At 73.4% G+C, this 15,893-nt stretch carries 13 protein-coding genes and 1 riboswitch; of the genes, 7 read left to right on the top strand and 6 right to left on the bottom strand.

Features of this window, described 5'->3' with window-relative positions; all coding sequences use genetic code 11:
• Positions 1-79: 79 nt before the first annotated feature.
• Genes ACSHWO_RS28015 through ribD form a run of 4 tightly spaced genes read right to left on the bottom strand, consistent with a single transcriptional unit; the run spans position 80 to position 3,728 of the window.
• Positions 80-1,375, bottom strand: coding sequence for a bifunctional 3,4-dihydroxy-2-butanone-4-phosphate synthase/GTP cyclohydrolase II (locus tag ACSHWO_RS28015; RefSeq protein ID WP_361091305.1), 1,296 nt, complete (start codon positions 1,373-1,375; stop codon positions 80-82).
• Positions 1,372-2,025 carry a nicotinamide mononucleotide transporter family protein gene (locus ACSHWO_RS28010; protein ID WP_361091308.1) on the bottom strand — a complete coding sequence of 218 codons (654 nt, stop codon included), beginning with the start codon at positions 2,023-2,025 and terminating at the stop codon, positions 1,372-1,374. The genes ACSHWO_RS28015 and ACSHWO_RS28010 overlap by 4 nt, the downstream gene beginning before the upstream one ends.
• Positions 2,022-2,660, bottom strand: a complete 639-nt coding sequence (locus tag ACSHWO_RS28005; RefSeq protein WP_361091311.1) for a riboflavin synthase — start codon at positions 2,658-2,660, stop codon at positions 2,022-2,024. Before ACSHWO_RS28005 ends, ACSHWO_RS28010 begins: the two co-directional genes overlap by 4 nt.
• A complete protein-coding gene (ribD, locus tag ACSHWO_RS28000) occupies positions 2,661-3,728 on the bottom strand; it encodes a bifunctional diaminohydroxyphosphoribosylaminopyrimidine deaminase/5-amino-6-(5-phosphoribosylamino)uracil reductase RibD (RefSeq protein WP_438319291.1) in 1,068 nt (355 codons plus the stop codon). It lies immediately after the preceding gene.
• A gap of 223 nt (positions 3,729-3,951) precedes the next feature.
• Positions 3,952-4,081, bottom strand: a riboswitch (FMN riboswitch).
• A gap of 270 nt (positions 4,082-4,351) precedes the next feature.
• Here ribD and ACSHWO_RS27995 point away from each other — a divergent pair.
• From ACSHWO_RS27995 to ACSHWO_RS27985, 3 genes are all read left to right on the top strand, one after another.
• Positions 4,352-6,757, top strand: coding sequence for a chitinase C-terminal domain-containing protein (locus ACSHWO_RS27995; protein WP_438316011.1), 2,406 nt, complete (start codon positions 4,352-4,354; stop codon positions 6,755-6,757).
• Positions 6,758-6,928: 171 nt separating this feature from the next.
• Positions 6,929-7,846: an RNA polymerase sigma factor SigJ gene (gene sigJ / locus ACSHWO_RS27990; protein WP_438316008.1), complete on the top strand. Its 918-nt coding sequence runs from the start codon at positions 6,929-6,931 to the stop codon at positions 7,844-7,846.
• Between the two features lie 54 nt (positions 7,847-7,900).
• On the top strand, positions 7,901-8,647 hold the full coding sequence (locus ACSHWO_RS27985; protein WP_438316005.1) for an SDR family oxidoreductase: 747 nt from the start codon (positions 7,901-7,903) through the stop codon (positions 8,645-8,647).
• Positions 8,648-8,725: 78 nt separating this feature from the next.
• On the opposite strand, the gene ACSHWO_RS27980 is transcribed toward ACSHWO_RS27985, so the two are convergent.
• Complete coding sequence (locus ACSHWO_RS27980; protein ID WP_438316002.1) at positions 8,726-9,877, bottom strand: ROK family transcriptional regulator; 1,152 nt, start codon at positions 9,875-9,877, stop codon at positions 8,726-8,728.
• Between the two features lie 59 nt (positions 9,878-9,936).
• On the opposite strand from ACSHWO_RS27980, the gene ACSHWO_RS27975 reads away from it, so the two are divergent.
• The 4 genes from ACSHWO_RS27975 (at position 9,937) to ACSHWO_RS27960 (ending at position 14,078) form a co-directional block, all read left to right on the top strand.
• Positions 9,937-11,154, top strand: coding sequence for an MFS transporter (locus tag ACSHWO_RS27975; protein WP_438315999.1), 1,218 nt, complete (start codon positions 9,937-9,939; stop codon positions 11,152-11,154).
• A gap of 84 nt (positions 11,155-11,238) precedes the next feature.
• Positions 11,239-12,666 carry a uracil-xanthine permease family protein gene (locus tag ACSHWO_RS27970; RefSeq protein ID WP_438315996.1) on the top strand — a complete coding sequence of 476 codons (1,428 nt, stop codon included), beginning with the start codon at positions 11,239-11,241 and terminating at the stop codon, positions 12,664-12,666.
• A gap of 66 nt (positions 12,667-12,732) precedes the next feature.
• A complete protein-coding gene (locus ACSHWO_RS27965; protein WP_438319290.1) occupies positions 12,733-13,383 on the top strand; it encodes a DUF5995 family protein in 651 nt (216 codons plus the stop codon).
• 56 nt (positions 13,384-13,439) lie between these two features.
• Positions 13,440-14,078 carry a hypothetical protein gene (locus ACSHWO_RS27960; RefSeq protein WP_438315993.1) on the top strand — a complete coding sequence of 213 codons (639 nt, stop codon included), beginning with the start codon at positions 13,440-13,442 and terminating at the stop codon, positions 14,076-14,078.
• A gap of 61 nt (positions 14,079-14,139) precedes the next feature.
• Here ACSHWO_RS27960 and ACSHWO_RS27955 read toward each other — a convergent pair whose 3' ends face one another.
• Positions 14,140-15,837, bottom strand: a complete 1,698-nt coding sequence (locus tag ACSHWO_RS27955; protein WP_361091332.1) for a flavin monoamine oxidase family protein — start codon at positions 15,835-15,837, stop codon at positions 14,140-14,142.
• Positions 15,838-15,893: the final 56 nt, after the last annotated feature.

The raw sequence follows: 15,893 nt of genomic DNA, 5'->3' as shown, positions 1-15,893 counted from the left end.
GTGGTTCGTGTTCGTGTGTTCGTGGTGGTGGTGCGTGGTCCGGGTGTACGGATGCACGGACGTACGGGGTCGTGTCGTGCTACTGGTTGCCGCAGGCGGCGGGCACGGTCTCGCCCAGCCACGGCAGGTCGTGTCCCATCCGGTCCCGCTTGGTGCGCAGGTACCGCAGATTGTGCTCGCCCGCCTCGATCGGCATCGGCTCCCGGTCGTTGACGGCGATGCCGTGCCGGACGAGGGCGGCGGTCTTGTCGGGGTTGTTGGTCAGCAGCCGGACGCTGCGGACGCCGAGGTCGGCGAGGATCTGCGCGCCGGCGGCGTAGTCGCGGGCGTCGGCCGGGAGGCCGAGTTCGAGGTTGGCGTCGAGGGTGTCACGGCCGCGCTCCTGGAGCTCGTACGCGCGCAGCTTGGACACCAGTCCGATGCCGCGTCCCTCGTGACCGCGGAGGTAGACGACGACGCCGCGGCCCTCCTCCTTGATGCGGGCCATGGAGGCGTGCAGCTGGGGGCCGCAGTCGCAGCGCAGGGAGTGGAAGATGTCGCCGGTCAGGCATTCGGAGTGGACCCGGACGAGGACGTCCTCGCCCTGGCCGACCTCGCCGTGGACGAGGGCGACGTGTTCGACGCCGTCCACGGTGGAGCGGTAGCCGTACGCGGTGAAGTCGCCGAAGGAGGTCGGCAGGGTGACCTCGGCCTCGCGGTGGACGGTCGGCTCGGCGGAGCGCAGGTAGTCGATCAGGTCGGCGATGGAGATGATCGACAGGCCGTGCTTGCGGGCGAACGGGATCAGCTCGGGCAGCCGGAGCATGACGCCGTCCTCGCCGGCGATCTCGACGATCGCACCGACGGGGCGCAGGCCGGCGAGACGGGCGAGGTCGACGGCGGCCTCGGTGTGGCCGTTGCGGACGAGGACGCCGCCGGGCTTGGCGCGCAGCGGGAAGATGTGGCCGGGGCGGACGAAGTCGGAGGGCTCGCAGGATCCGTCGGCGAGCAGGCGCAGGGTGGTGGCGCGGTCGGCGGCGGAGATGCCGGTGGTGACGCCGTGCGAGGCGGTCGCGTCGACGGAGACGGTGAAGGCGGTCTTCATCGACTCGGTGTTGTTCTGCACCATCTGGGGCAGTTCGAGCCGGTCCAGCTCGGGGCCCTCCATGGGGGCGCAGATCAGCCCGCGGCACTCGCTCATCATGAACGCGACGATCTCGGGCGTGATCTTCTCGGCGGCGACGACGAGGTCGCCCTCGTTCTCGCGGTCCTCGTCGTCGACGACGACCACGGGCCGGCCGGCCGCGATGTCGCGGATGGCCTGCTCGACGGGGTCGAGCCGGAAGGACTCCTCGAGGAGGGCGTCGAAGTCGGGGACGGGCTTGAGGGTGGTCATGCCGTTGCTCCTTCCAGGGCCGGGGCGGTGGTGGTGCGCGAGCGCTGGTACCAGTCGTGCGCGCCCCACAGGACGAGCGCGAAGTAGACGACGTAGACGAGGCCGGAGAAGGCCAGGCCGTTGGTGAAGGCGAGGGGGACGCCGACGAGGTCGACGAGGAGCCAGGCGAACCAGAACTCCACGAGGCCGCGGGCCTGGGCGACCATCGCCACGACGGTGCCGACGAAGATGTAGGCGTCGGCCCACGGGCTCCACGACAGGTCCGGGTAGAGGGTGAACAGGCCGCCGACGGCGAGGGTGCCGAGGGCCGCGCCGGCCAGGAGCAGCCCGCGCTCGGCCCAGGTGCCGGTGCGTACGGCGAGGGAGCCGTCCTGGGCCTGCCGCTTGCCGCGGTGCCAGGCGCTCCAGCCCCAGGCGGCCACGCCGATGACGAGGAGCTGCTTGCCGACGCCGCCGGAGAGGTGGGCGGAGGCGTAGGCGGCGACGAGGACGACGCCGGAGAGCAGCTGGGCGGGCCAGGTCCAGATGGAGCGGCGCCAGCCGAGGGCGAGGGCGGCGAGGCCGATCAGGTTGCCGATCATGTCGGACCAGATGACCTTCTGTCCGAAGACGGTGAACGCCTCTGCGTTGAGCCAGCTCAGGGCGGTCACCGGTCGGTCTCCTTCGCTTCGTCGGCGCGTGCGGCGAGGGGGTCGACGCCGGCGGCGAGCAGGCGCTCGACGTACTTGGCGAGGACGTCGACCTCCAGGTTGACCGGGTCGCCGGGCTGCTTGATGCCGAGCGTGGTCAGCGCGAGGGTGGTGGGGATGAGGCTGATGGTGAAGTGGTCGGCGGCGGCCTCGACCACGGTGAGGCTGACGCCGTCGACGGTGATGGAGCCCTTCTCCACGACGTACCTCGCGAGGCCCGCCGGGAGGGAGACCTTGACGATCTCCCAGTGCTCGGAGGGGGTGCGCGCGAGGATCGTGCCGGTGCCGTCCACGTGCCCCTGGACGAGGTGGCCGCCGAGCCGTCCGCCGAGCGCCATGGGGCGCTCCAGGTTGACGCGGGAGCCGGCCTGCAGGGCGCCGAGGCTGGAGCGGTTGAGGGTCTCCTGCATGACGTCGGCGGTGAACTCGCCGTCGGCGGTGTCCACGACGGTCAGGCAGACCCCGTTGACGGCGATGGAGTCGCCGTGCTTGGCGCCGTCGGTGACGAGGGGGCCGCGCAGGCGGAAGCGGGAGGCTTCCGAGAGCTGCTCGACGGCGGTGACCTCACCCAGTTCTTCGACGATTCCGGTGAACACTCAGTGCTCCTTGTGGGCGGTGGTGGGGACGGCGGTGATGCGCAGGTCGGTGCCGGTGCGGACGGCCTCGGTGATCTCCAGGCGGACCGCCCGGGCGATGGTGGTGATGCCGGCTCCGGCGAGGGCGGCGGGTCCGGCGCCGAGGAGGGCCGGGGCGACGTAGCCGATGACGCGGTCGACGGCGCCGGCTTCGAGGAAGGCTCCGGCCAGGGTGGGGCCGCCTTCGAGGAAGAGGGCGCGGACGCCGCGGGCGTAGAGCGCGGTGAGCAGGTCGTGGACGCCGACGCGGCCGTCGTGCAGGGGCAGCCGGAGCACGGCGGTGCCGGGCGGCAGGTGCCGGGTGTCGGCGTCCTCGCCGACGACGAGCAGGGTGGGTGCGGCGTCGTCGAGGATGCGGGCGGTCGGCAGGAGGGTGGCGCGGGTGTCGAGGGCGACGCGCAGCGGCTGGGTGGCGCCGTCGATGCCGCGCACGGCGAGGTGCGGGTCGTCGGCGCGCAGGGTGCCGCCGCCGACGAGGACGGCGTCGGACTCGGCGCGCAGGCGGTGGACGTCGGCGCGGGACTCCGGGGAGGTGATCCAGCGGCTGGTGCCGTCGGCGGCGGCGCTGCGTCCGTCGAGGGTGGCGGCGTACTTCCAGGTCACGTGGGGCCGGCCGAGTCGTACGGCGGTCAGCCAGGCGGCGTTGCCGGCCTCGGCCTCGGCCTGGAGGAACCCGCCCTCGGCGGGGATCCCGGCGGCGCGCAGGGTGGTGGCGCCGCCGCTGGCCTGCGGGTTCGGGTCGGGGACGGCGTAGACGACGCGGCTGATGCCGGCCTCGATCAGGGCCTGGGCGCAGGGGCCGGTGCGGCCGGTGTGGTTGCAGGGCTCCAGGGTGACGTAGGCGGTGGCGCCGCGGGCGGCGGTGCCGGCCGCGCGCAGGGCGTGGACCTCCGCGTGCGGGCCGCCGGCGCGCTGGTGCCAGCCCTCGCCGACGACGGTGCCGGAGGCGTCGGTGATGACGCAGCCGACGACCGGGTTGGGGCTGGTGGAGCCGAGGCCGCGGGCCGCGAGCTCGACGGCGCGGCGCATGGCGCGGGCGTCCGCCTCCGCTTCGTGCGGTGCGTGCGCGGCGTGGGGTGCCACCGGGTCCTCCTGCCTCTTCGGGCACGGACTCCGGGGCCTGTCGGGCTACGACAGATGAGCGGTACAGGCACGCGGGGACGCCGAGGCCGGAGGAACGGTCCGCTCGGTACGCGTCCCGGGAGGACGCGTACGGGGACCGCCGACGGCGGCGTACCGGTGTGACTGCCCGCCGCGCACTTCCTCCCATCCGGACTTTAACCGTCGGTCCAGGAATTTCACCTGGTCAACCGGCCGCTGGCTGCGGACGGGTCGCGGACTATACCGCCGGTTCGGAATTGCACCGACCCCGGAGTGCGCTGCTTCTACTGGTACTCCTGCCAGTCTGCCACGGGCGATCGGGAGCCATGCGGGAGAAATGCTGTGGCCTGAGTCACAAGCGGGCGGTTCCGGCGGAGTCCGTCAAGTGCACCGGGATTGGTCCAGACCTATTGACGACTTGGTCTAGTCCTCTTAACGTTCCCTTCACCCTCCCCGGGAGACAGCCCGTCAGATGTGCGCACGTCGCGGGCCGACACGCACCACTTCCCTGCCTGTTGTGTCCTGCACTCCTCCCTTCCCCAGGAGGCACCATGCTGTCCCCCACACGCACGAGAGCACTGCTCCTGGCAGCCGGCGCGGCGATCGCCGGACTGCTGGCGGGCGGGCTCTCGGCGGGCGTCTCGCACGCCGCCGACAACGAGTCCTGCCGGCCGGACGGCCTCCACCGGACCCCCGGGATCGACGTCCCGTACTGCTCGGTCTACGACGCCGAGGGCCGCGAGAAGATGGGCTCCGACCACCAGCGGCGCGTGATCGGCTACTTCACCGGCTGGCGCACCGGCAAGAACGGCCAGCCCGCCTACCTCGCGAACGACATCCCGTGGGACAAGATCACCCACATCAACTACGCCTTCGCCCACGTCGGCGGCGACCACAGGATCTCGGTCGGCTCGGACGGCCCGGACAACGCCGCCACCGGCATGACCTGGCCGGGCGTGGCCGGGGCCGAGATGGACCCGGCGCTCCCCTACAAGGGCCACTTCAACCTGCTGACGAAGTACAAGAAGCAGCACCCGGACGTGAAGACGCTGATCTCGGTGGGCGGCTGGGCCGAGACCGGCGGCTACTTCGACGACAACGGCGCCCGGGTGGCCTCCGGCGGCTTCTACGCGATGGCGACCAACCCGGACGGCTCCGTCAACCAGGCGGGCATCAACACCTTCGCCGACTCCGCCGTCGCCTTCGTCAAGAAGTACGGCTTCAACGGCGTCGACATCGACTACGAGTACCCGACGTCGATGAAGGACGCGGGCAACCCGCTGGACTGGTCCACGGCCAACGCCCGCCGGGCCGGTCTGGTCAAGGGCTACGACGCGCTGATGAAGACCCTGCGCGAGAAGCTGGACCGGGCCGGAGCCGCCGACGGCAGGCACTACCTGCTGACCGTGGCCGCCCCCTCCTCCGGCTACCTGCTGCGCGGCATGGAGACGTACCAGATGCAGAAGTACCTGGACTACGTCGGCATGGAGACGTACCAGATGCAGAAGTACCTGGACTACGTCAACATCATGTCCTACGACCTGCACGGCGCGTGGAACGAGTACGTCGGCCCCAACGCCTCCCTCTTCGACGACGGCAAGGACGGCGAACTCGCCGCCGCCGGCGTCTACGGCTCCCAGCAGTACGGCGGCATCGGCTACCTCAACACCGACTGGGCGTACCACTACTTCCGCGGTTCCATGCCGGCCGGCCGGATCAACATCGGGCTGCCGTACTACACCCGCGGGCACAAGAACGTGCAGGGCGGAACCGACGGGCTGTGGGGCAGGGCCGCGGCCGCCGGCTGCCCGGCCGGCTCGGGCCTGACCAAGTGCGGTGACGGTGCGGTCGGCATCGACAACCTGTGGCACGACAAGGACGACAACGGCAACGAGGCCCCGGCGGGCTCGAACCCGATGTGGCACGCCAAGAACCTGGAGAAGGGGATCGTCGGCGACTACGTCACCCGGTACGGCTTCCCGGCGAACACCACCCTGACCGGCACCTACGTCCGCAAGTACGACGCCGCCCTCGTCGCGCCCTGGCTGTGGAACGCGCAGAAGAGGGTGTTCCTGTCCACCGAGGACGAGCAGTCCGTGGCCGCCAAGGCCGACTACGTGGTCGACCGCGGCATCGGCGGGACCATGGTGTGGGAGATGGCGGGCGACTACGCCTGGAACGCCGCCAAGGGCCAGTACGAGATGGGCTCCACGCTCACCTCGCTGATGTACGACAAGTTCAGGGCCGCGACCCCGTACGGGGCGAAGAAGGCCGGCGCCACCGCGCTGCCGGACCGGGCCGTCGACGTGAAGGTCGAGTTCACCGACTTCAAGCTCGGCGACTCGAACTACCCGATCACCCCCAAGATCAAGATCACCAACAACACCGGGGTCGCGCTGCCCGGCGGCACCGAGTTCCAGTTCGACTACGCGACCTCGGCCCCGAACAACGCCTCCGACCAGTCCGGCTTCGGCACCAAGGTGATCAGCAGCGGCCACACCGGCCCCAACACCGGCGGTCTGAAGGGCGACTTCCACCGGGTGTCGCTGAAGCTGCCGGCCTGGCAGTCGCTGACCCCGGGCGCCTCCGTCGACCTGGCGTTCAACTACTACCTGCCGGTGTCCACCCCCTCCAACTGGACGGTGAGCGTCTCCGGCACCACGTACGCCCTGGCCGGCGACCTGGCACGCGGCACCACTCTGGTGGAACCGGGCGGCGGCTCCCAGCCCCCGACGAGCCAGCCGCCCACCAGCCAGCCGCCCACGAGCCAGCCCCCGACCAGCCCGCCGCCGGGCGGCACCTGCACGAACCCGGCGTACGTGGCGGGCGGCGTCTACACCGGCGGGACGGTCGTCTCCCACAAGGGCCGCAACTGGAGGGCCCAGTGGTGGACGCAGAACGAGGAGCCCGGCACCACCGGAGACTGGGGCGTCTGGAAGGACCTGGGCGCCTGCTGACCCCGGGCGGCAGCTCCGGGGACGGACCGCGCGGCCCGAGGGGGTCGAGACGTGAGGACCCGGTGGCCCGGCGGCCGCCGGGTCCTCGCCGCCCGCCGGGTCCCTCCGCGAGGCCCGCACGCCCGGCCCGCCCGCCCGCCCGCCGGATCGGTGCGCCCGTACCCTGCTGCGGTGACCCATTCCGCCGCCGCCCGCACCGCGCAGTTCGAGGAGCACCGGTCCCGGATGTTCGGCATCGCCTACCGCATGCTCGGCTCCGCCGGCGAGGCCGAGGACACCGTCCAGGACGCCTGGCTGCGGTGGAGCGCGGCGGACCGCGGCGACGTCGAACACCCCGGCGCCTGGCTGGCGAAGGCCGTCACCCACCTGTGCCTGAACCGGCTCACCTCGGCGCGCGCCCGGCGCGAGGAGTACGTCGGGCCCTGGCTGCCGGAGCCCGTCCTCACCGACTCGGGCGCGCTCGGGCCGCTGGAGTCGGCGGAGCAGCGCGACAGCGTGTCGATGGCCCTGCTGCTCCTGCTGGAACAGCTCACTCCGGTGGAGCGGGCCGTGTACGTGCTGCGCGAGGCCTTCGCGTACGGCCACCGGGAGATCGCCGGACTCCTCGACCTGTCCGAGGCCAACTGCCGGCAGCTCCACCGGCGGGCGTCGGCCCGGGTGGCGCAGGGCCGGGCCGCGGAAGGCCGGTCGGCGACCCCGGGGCGGGGGCGCTTCGAGGCGGACCTGGCGCGCTGGCGCGGGCTGGTGGCGGCCTTCCTCGCGGCGGCCCGGGACGGCGACCTGGCCCGGCTGGAGGGCATGCTCACCGCCGACGTGCGGTACGTGTCGGACGGCGGCGGCGTGGTGAGCGCGGCGCGGCGGCCGGTCGTCGGCCGGGACCGGGTGGCCCGGTTCCTGGTCGGGGCGCTGCAGAAGTACGCCGCGGGCCTCCCGCTCGACCTCGCCGTGGTCAACGGGGAGCCCGCGCTGGTCGTCGGCGGCTCCGGGGTGCTGGTGGTGGAGTTCGAGGACGGGCTGGTGCGGGACGTGCGGGCGGTGGTCAACCCGTACAAGTTGCAGTTCCTGCGGCGGCAGCTGTCACATTCCTGACCGCTGTCCAATCCCTGCTGGTGAAAGCGACTCCCCAGGGAAGGTACGGACACCATGAGCACGATCCTCGTCACGGGCGGTACGGGAACCCTCGGCACGCCGGTCCTCGCCCGGCTCCGGGCGGCGGGCCACGACGTGCGGGCCCTCAGCCGGCGCTCCCGGGAGCACCCGGTCGACCTGACGGACGGCCGGGGGCTGGACGCGGCGATGGCGGGCGCGGAGGTGGTCGTGCACTGCGCGTCCAGTCCGCGCGGCGGGGACGACGTGGCCGCCGGGCACCTCATCGAGGCGGCCCGGCGGGCGGGGACCGTCACGAACGTCGTCTACATCTCCATCGTGGGCGTGGACGTGGTCCCGTTCGGCTACTACCGGGTCAAGCACCGGGTGGAGCGGATGCTCCTGGAGTCGGGGCTGGGCGTGACCATCCTGCGGACGACGCAGTTCCACGACCTGGTGGCGACGGTCACGGACACCGTCGCGAAGGTGCCGCTGCTGCCGGTCGTGCTGCCGAAGGGCGTACGGGTGCAGCCGGTCTCCGTGGTAGAGGTCGCCGACCGGATGGCCGAGCTGGCGGTGCCCCTCCCGGCGGGCCGGGTCCCGGACATGGGCGGGCCCGAGGTGCGCACGCTGGTGGAGCTGGGGCAGGCGTACCTGGAGGCGACGGGCCGCGGCGGGCGCCGGGTGCTCGCGCTGCCGCTGGCGGGCAAGGCGTACGCGGCCTTCCGGCGCGGCGGCAACCTGACCCCGCAGCACGCGGTCGGCAAGGTCACCTTCGCCGACTACCTGGCCGACCGGTCCTGAGCCGGGCGGTCCTGAGCCGGGCGGCAGCCGCCCGGGGCGCGGCGCGGGGCGCACCGGGGGCGGGCGGCGACCGCGCCGTCAGGTGCCGAAGAGGACCGCCTGGGCGGCGTCGGCCGCGGCGAGCCGGGCTCCGGCGAGGACCGCCGGGTCACCGAGGGCGGTGGCCCGGACGGAGGTCGGTACGGGGGTCAGGGCGGCGAGCCGGCGGGCGACACGGTCCGCGAGGGCGGTTCCGCCCGCGTGGCCGGTCTCCCCGCCGAGCACCACGCACCCGGGGTCGAGGACGGCGGTGACGGCGGCCGCGCCGAGGGCGATCCGCTCGGCGAGGGCGTCGAGGAAGGCGTCCCCGGCGGCTCCGGCCACCGCGTCCCGCACCGGCCCGGTGAAGCCGTGCGCGGCTGCGAGCCCGGCCACCGCGGCCCGGCCGGCCAGGCTGTGGAAGCCGCCCGCGCAGTCGGCGCCGGAGGGCAGGGCCCCCGTGCCCGGCACGGGGAGGAAGCCGATCTCGCCCGCGCCGCCGGAGGCCCCCCGGCGCAACCGGCCGTCCAGGACCACGGCCGCGCCGACGCCGGCGCCGAGCCACAGCAGGACGAAGGAGTCCGCGTCGCGGGCGGCGCCCACGCGCTGCTCGGCCAGTGCGGCCAGGTTGGTCTCGTTCTCCACGGCGACCTGTGCGGGCAGCCGCCGCCGGAGGGCGGCCAGCAGGTCCCGGTGCCAGGCCGGTAGCCCGGCCGTGCTGCGCAGTTCCCCGCCGGCCCGGGCCACCAGGCCGGGGGCGCCGACCACCACCGTGTGCAGCCGGTCCGCGCCCGCCTCGGCCGCCAGCGCTTCCAGTGCGTCCACGGCCTCCTCGACCGCGTCCACGGGCAGCGCCCGTTCGGCCAGGGGGCGACCGAGCAGGTCGGTGACCACGGCGGTCGCGCTGTCGGTCCGTACGTCCAGCGCCGCGAGGTGGGCGCGGCGGGCGACGATCCCGTACACCCGGGCGTTGGGGCCGCGGCGCTGCTCGCCGGACTCCCCCACGACCTCGACCAGCCCGGCCTCGGTGAGCCGCTCGACCAGGTCGGCCACCGAGGGGCGGGACAGGCCGGTGAGCGCCTTGAGCTGAGCGGCCGTCAGGGGGCCCTCCTCCCGCAGCAGGCGCAGGGCGAGGCGGTCGTTGAGGGCGCGGGCCGTGCTCGGCGAGGCGGGGGACGGGGCGGCGGTGGGCCGGACCTTGGCAGCAGTCACGGCCCCATCCTAAGGAGCTCTCCTTACCATCAGGCAGCCTTCCTGATAGTTTCGTGCCCATGACCGGGGAATCCGATCCCAGCCCCGCGCGGCTGCGCCGCGCCCGCCTCGCCATCGCCGCCGTCTTCTGCATCCACGGGGCAGTCACCGGCTCCTTCGCCACCCGCATCCCCTGGATCCAGGACCACGCCCAGCTCGGGGCGGGCGCCCTCGGCCTCGCCCTCGCCTTCCCCGCGCTCGGCGCGGCGCTCGCCATGCCGCTGGCCGGGCGGGTCAACCACCGCCTCGGGGCCCGGCCCGCGCTGCGCGTGATGCTGGCCCTGTGGACGCTGTCCCTCGCCCTGCCCTCCCTGGCCCCGAACCTGCCGGCACTGTGCGCGGCGCTCTTCACCTACGGCGCCGCCTCCGGAATGTCGGACGTGGCCATGAACGCGCTCGGCGTGGAGACCGAGAACCGGCTCGGCCGCTCGGTGATGTCCTCGCTGCACGGGATGTGGAGCGCGGGCGCCCTGCTGGGTTCGGCCGCCGGTACCGCCGCCGCGCACACGGGGGCGGGGGCGCAGCTGCACCACCTGCTGGCCGCGCTGGTGCTGACCGCGGCCGGGCTGGCCGCCGTACAGGGCGTACTGGACCTGCGCAGCGGGGCGGACGAGCCGGCGCCGCCGCACTTCGCGCGGCCGCCGGCGTCCGTGCTGCTGATCGGCCTGATCGGGTTCTGCGCGGTCTTCGCGGAGGGGGCGAGCCTGGACTGGTCGGCGGTCTACCTGCGGGACGTGCTGGACTCGGACGCCGGTCTCGCGGCCGCGAGCACCACGGCGTTCGCGCTCACCATGACCCTCGCGCGGCTCGCCGGGGACCGGGTGGTGGACCGGTTCGGGGCGGTGCGGACGGTCCGGGCGGGCGGGGCGCTGGCCACGGCGGGGGGCCTGCTGGTGGTGACGGCCCGGCATCCGGCCGCGGCCATGGCGGGCTTCGGGCTGATCGGGCTCGGCGTCGCGGTGGTGGTGCCGCTGGCCTTCGCGGCGGCCGGGCGCAGCGGGCCGGCGCCCGCACAGGCCATCGCGGGGGTCGCGACGATCACGTACACGTCCGGGCTGATCGCCCCGTCGGCGATCGGCGCGGTGGCGGACGCGACCTCGCTCGTGGTGTCCTTCGGGCTGGTCACGCTGCTGGCCTTCGGGCTGACCGTGGGGGCGACGGCGCTGCGACCGCGGCCCGCCGTCGAGAAGGGGGCCGTGCCCACCAATCGGGACGAACCCACCGGTATGCGGCCGTAATATAACGCTGGCCGCGGCGAGCTGACCGATCCTCCGCGGCCAGGATGCTTCAACGACCGGCTCGACGGAAATGGTGGGTGGGACATGGGCCTCGGCGTGCGCTGGACCCTGCACGGAGACGGGCGGATCCCCGCCCCCGGCGCGGTGGTGCGGCCGGACGAGCGGCTGACGTGGCCGCGGACCGCGGGGCTGGGCGCCCAGCACGTCGTGGCGATGTTCGGGGCGAGTTTCGTCGCTCCGGTCCTGATGGGCCTGGACCCCAACCTGGCGATCATGATGTCGGGTGTGGCCACGATCGTCTTCCTGTTGGCCACGCGCGGCCGGGTGCCCTCGTACCTGGGTTGCTCGCTGTCCTTCGTGGGCGTGGCGGCGGCGATCCGCGCCTCGGGCGGGGACAGCGCGGTGGTCACCGGCGCCCTGTTCACCGTCGGCGTGGCCCTGTTCCTGGCCGGGCTCGTGGTGCAGCGGTTCGGCGCGCGGATCATCCACACCGTGATGCCGCCGGTGGTGACCGGTGCGGTGGTCATGCTGATCGGCTTCAACCTGGCGCCGGTGACGGCCTCGACGTACTGGCCGCAGGACCAGTGGACGGCCCTGCTGACGATGCTGGCCACCGGGCTGGCCGTGGTCTGCCTGCGCGGGTTCTGGTCGCGCATCGCGATCTTCCTCGGGCTGGTCTTCGGGTATGCGGTCTCCGCCCTCTTCGACCTCCTCTTCGGCATGATCCATTCGCCGGCCGGCGACACCGAGCCGGTGGACCACTGGCGGCTCGACCTCTCCGGGGTCGCGAAGGCCGACTGGATCGGCCTGCCCGCCTTCCACGCCCCGCGGTTCGAGTGGTCGGCGGTCCTCGTCGCCCTGCCCGTGGTCATCGCCCTGATCGCCGAGAACGCCGGGCACATCAAGGCCGTCGCCGAGATGACCGGCGACCCGCTCGACGACACCCTCGGCACGGCCATCGCCGCCGACGGCGCCGCGTCCATGCTGTCCACCGCCGTCGGCGGCCCGCCGAACACCACCTACTCCGAGAACATCGGCGTCATGGCCGCCACGCGCGTCTACTCGACGGCCGCCTACTGGGCGGCGGCCGGCTTCGCCCTCCTCTTCGGCCTGTGCCCCAAGTTCGGCGCGGTCGTCGCCGCGATCCCCGGCGGGGTGCTCGGCGGGATCACCGTCATCCTCTACGGCATGATCGGCCTGCTCGGCGCCCAGATCTGGCTCAACGGCCGGGTGGACCTGCGCAATCCGCTGAACCTGGTGCCGGCCGCGGCGGGCGTCATCATCGGCATCGGCGGGGTCAGGCTCCAGCTGTCCGACTCCTTCGAGATCGGCGGGATCGCCCTCGGCACGCTGGTCGTGATCACCGGCTACCACACGCTGCGCTACTTCGCCCCCGCGCACATGAAGGAGCAGGAACCACTGCTCGACGAGGGCACCTCCACGTACGACGCGGACGCCGGCAACGGTGACGGCGGCACCGGGACCGCCGGCGGCGCGGACGGGCGCCCCTGAGCCGGTTCGCCCGAACCGGCGAAGCAGACGGCCAAGTTCCCCGGATGCGGGCCGCCGGCTGGGACCCTGCCTCCCGTGGACGAAGTGCTCGCGCGGATGCGCGCCCTGGACGAACGGCTCCCCGCGCGGGACGGCGTTGCCGTCTTCAACCGGGTGTACCTGACGGTGACGGAGACGCTGCACGAGCGCATCCGCCGCGGGGAGTTCCCCGCGCCCCGGCGTGCGGAGACGCTCAGCGTGCGGTTCGCGCAGCGGTACCTGGCGGCCGTGGAGGCGGACCGGGCCCCCGCCTGCTGGCGGCCGCTGCTGCAGTACCGGCGCCACCCCGGGGTACGGCCCCTGCAGCACGCGCTGGCCGGGATCAACGCCCACGTCGGCCACGACCTGGCACTGGCGGTGGTCGCCACCTGCCGGGCGCTGGGCTGCGAACCGCGGGCGCTGGAGGCCGACTTCGACCGGGTCGGTGACGCCCTGGTCAGCCTGGAGGAGCGGATCCGGGAGGACCTGATGCCGGGCCCCGACCTGCTGGAGGTCGCCGACCCGCTGACGCACCTGCTCGGCTCGTGGAGCCTGGAACGGGCCCGCGGGGCCGCCTGGTCGGCGGCCCGCCTGCTGTGGGGGCTGCGCCGCTCCCCCGACCTGGCGGAGGAGTTCACGGAGTCGCTGGACGCGGGCGTGGGCCTGGTGGGCCGCTGCCTCCTGACCCCGACCGGCTGACGGCTCCCGCCGGGCCGCCGTCGGCAAGGCCGGGCGTGCTCGCATACGGTCGGGCCGTGACCAGCTTCGCCACGCACCGCCGCCGTGTCCACAACGTCTCCCGCCCGCCCCGCCGGCGGCTGTCGGCCCTGTGGACCTGCCTGACGGAGTTCGCCCCGTACGGTTTCCGCGCGACCTACCACCACCTGACGGTGAGCGCCGGGATCCCGGCCCGGCTGGAGGACGATCCGGGTGCGCTCGTGTGGGCGGTGGAGGAACTGCACGCCGCGCGGGAGCTGTGGCGGGCCGAGTACGCCGCCTGGCAGGTCCGGCGGACCGTCCAGAAGGCTTCGGGCGTACGCGTGCCGAACCCGCCGGAGCCGGCGCGGCGCCTGTGGTGTCCCGATCCCGAGTTCCACCCGGACGAGCCCTTGCACGTCGTCATGGCTCGGATCCTGCGCACCGCGTCCGGGGCCCCGGAGGGCTGCCCGGTCTGCGGGACGGACCGCGGCACCCGGGTCCTCCGCGACGGCCACCACCGCCACCGACTCTGCGCGGGCTGCGGGGTGAGCCTCGGCGCCACCCCGACGGCGCGGGACGGGGCGGTGCTGGCCGCGCGGGCGGAGCACTGGCGGCTGGTGTGGCGCCGGTCGGCGCCGCCCCGGGATCCGGTGGCGGGGGCCGCGCCGCACGCAGCGGGCGCCCCCGGGCATTGAGAACGGGCCGCCGCCGCGCTGTGCACGCGGGGGCGGCCCGTGGTCGCGGGGGCTGCGGAGGTCAGTCCTCCGGCAGCTCGACCGGGGCGATCTCGTCGTAGACGTCGCCCGGGCCCGGGTTGGTGGAGTCCGTGGCACCGCCGAGGTGGTGCATGACGCCCCAGACCGCGTTCAGCGCCGTCTGCACGGCACCCTCGGCCCAGCCGGCCGTCCAGGAGATGTCGTCGCCGGCGAGGAAGATGCCGCGCTTGTCCTCCGGGAGGCGGTCCTGCATGAAGTGGGTGAACAGGCGCCGCTGGTAGCGGTAGTGACCCGGCAGGTTGGCCTTGAACGCGCCCATGAAGTAGGGCTCGTTCTCCCAGGAGACGGTCACCGGGTTGCCGATGATGTGGCGGCGGATGTCGACCTTGGGGTAGATCTCGCCGAGGGATTTCAGCATGACCTCCATCCGCTCGTTCGCGGACAGCGGGAGCCACTTCAGGCTGTCGTCGCACCAGGTGTACGACAGGCAGATCACGGCCGGCTGGTCCGGGCCGTTGTCGAGGAGGTAGGTGCCGCGGGTCATGCGGTCCGTGAGCGTCATCGACATGACGTCGCGGCCGGTCTCCTCGTCCTTGTCCAGCCAGAACGGCCGGTCGACCGGGACGAACAGCTTGGAGGACTCCATGTAGTGGGTGCGCTCCATCGCCGTCCAGTGGTCGATGGGGAAGAGCGAGTCGTCGCACTCGATCTTGGACAGCAGCATCCAGGACTGGGCCGTGAAGATCGCGGCACGGTAGGTGCGGATGTCGCCGGAGGCGTCGGTGACCGTGATGCGGTTGCCGGCCGTGCGGTGCAGGCGGGTCACCGCGGGGCGCGGGGTGCCGTCGTGCAGGGAGGACAGCGAGGTGCCCTGGGCCCAGTGGATGATCTTCTCGGGCTCGCGCTCCCACAGGCGCAGCGGCAGCTGCTGGGAGCCGCCGACGATGCCGCGGTGGTGGTCGTCGGCCTCGGTGTAGACGACGCGGAGGATCTCCAGGATGGAGTTCGGGAAGTCGGTGTCCCAGCCGCCGGTGCCGAAGCCGACCTGGCCGAAGATCTCGCGCTTGCGGAAGGACTGGAAGGCCTCCGACTCGCACAGGTAGCCGTAGAACGTCTGGTTGTCGAGCTTCTCGACGAGCTTGGCCCAGATCTCGCGGATGCGCGGGACGTCGCGCTCGCGCATCGCGGTGTTCATGTCGGAGAAGTCGGCGCCCTCCTCCAGGCAGGCGTTCCACGCCTCGGCGACGTCGCGGTAGATCTGCGGGAGGTCGGCGATCGTCTCGGCGTAGTGGCTCTCGCCCTTGAGGTCCACGACCGTCGAGGGGGTGGCCTCGGCCAGCGGGTTCGGGAACGGCTCGGTCTTCAGGCCGACGAGGTCGATGTAGTGCTGCAGGGCGGTGGAGGAGGGCGGGAAGCGCATGGCGCCCATCTCCGCGGTGAGCCCCTCGGTGCCGGTGCCCTCGAAGCCGACGGTGCGCAGGCGGCCGCCGATCTGGTCCGCCTCGTAGACGACGGGCTTGAGGCCCATCTTCATGAGCTCGTAGGCGGAGATGATGCCGGAAAGGCCGCCGCCGATGACCGCGACCTCGGTGCCGTGCTCGGTCGCCGGTATCTGGCCCAGGCCCGCCGGGTGGGCGAGGAAGTCGTCGTACGCGTACGGGAAGTCCGGGCCGAACATGGTGATCGGCGGCTGGCCGTCGCTGTGCGGGACGGCGGTGGTGGGCACCGTGGACGTCATGGGGTACGACTCCTTGCAGGGTGGGGCAGGGGGGAGGACGGAGCGGGCCGGGTGGC

The organism is Streptomyces pallidus (ex Mingjun et al. 2026) (assembly GCF_051550185.1).
Classification (GTDB): domain Bacteria; phylum Actinomycetota; class Actinomycetes; order Streptomycetales; family Streptomycetaceae; genus Streptomyces.
Note: the sequence above shows the minus strand (reverse complement) of the source record. Positions and strands in the feature narration are given on the sequence as shown.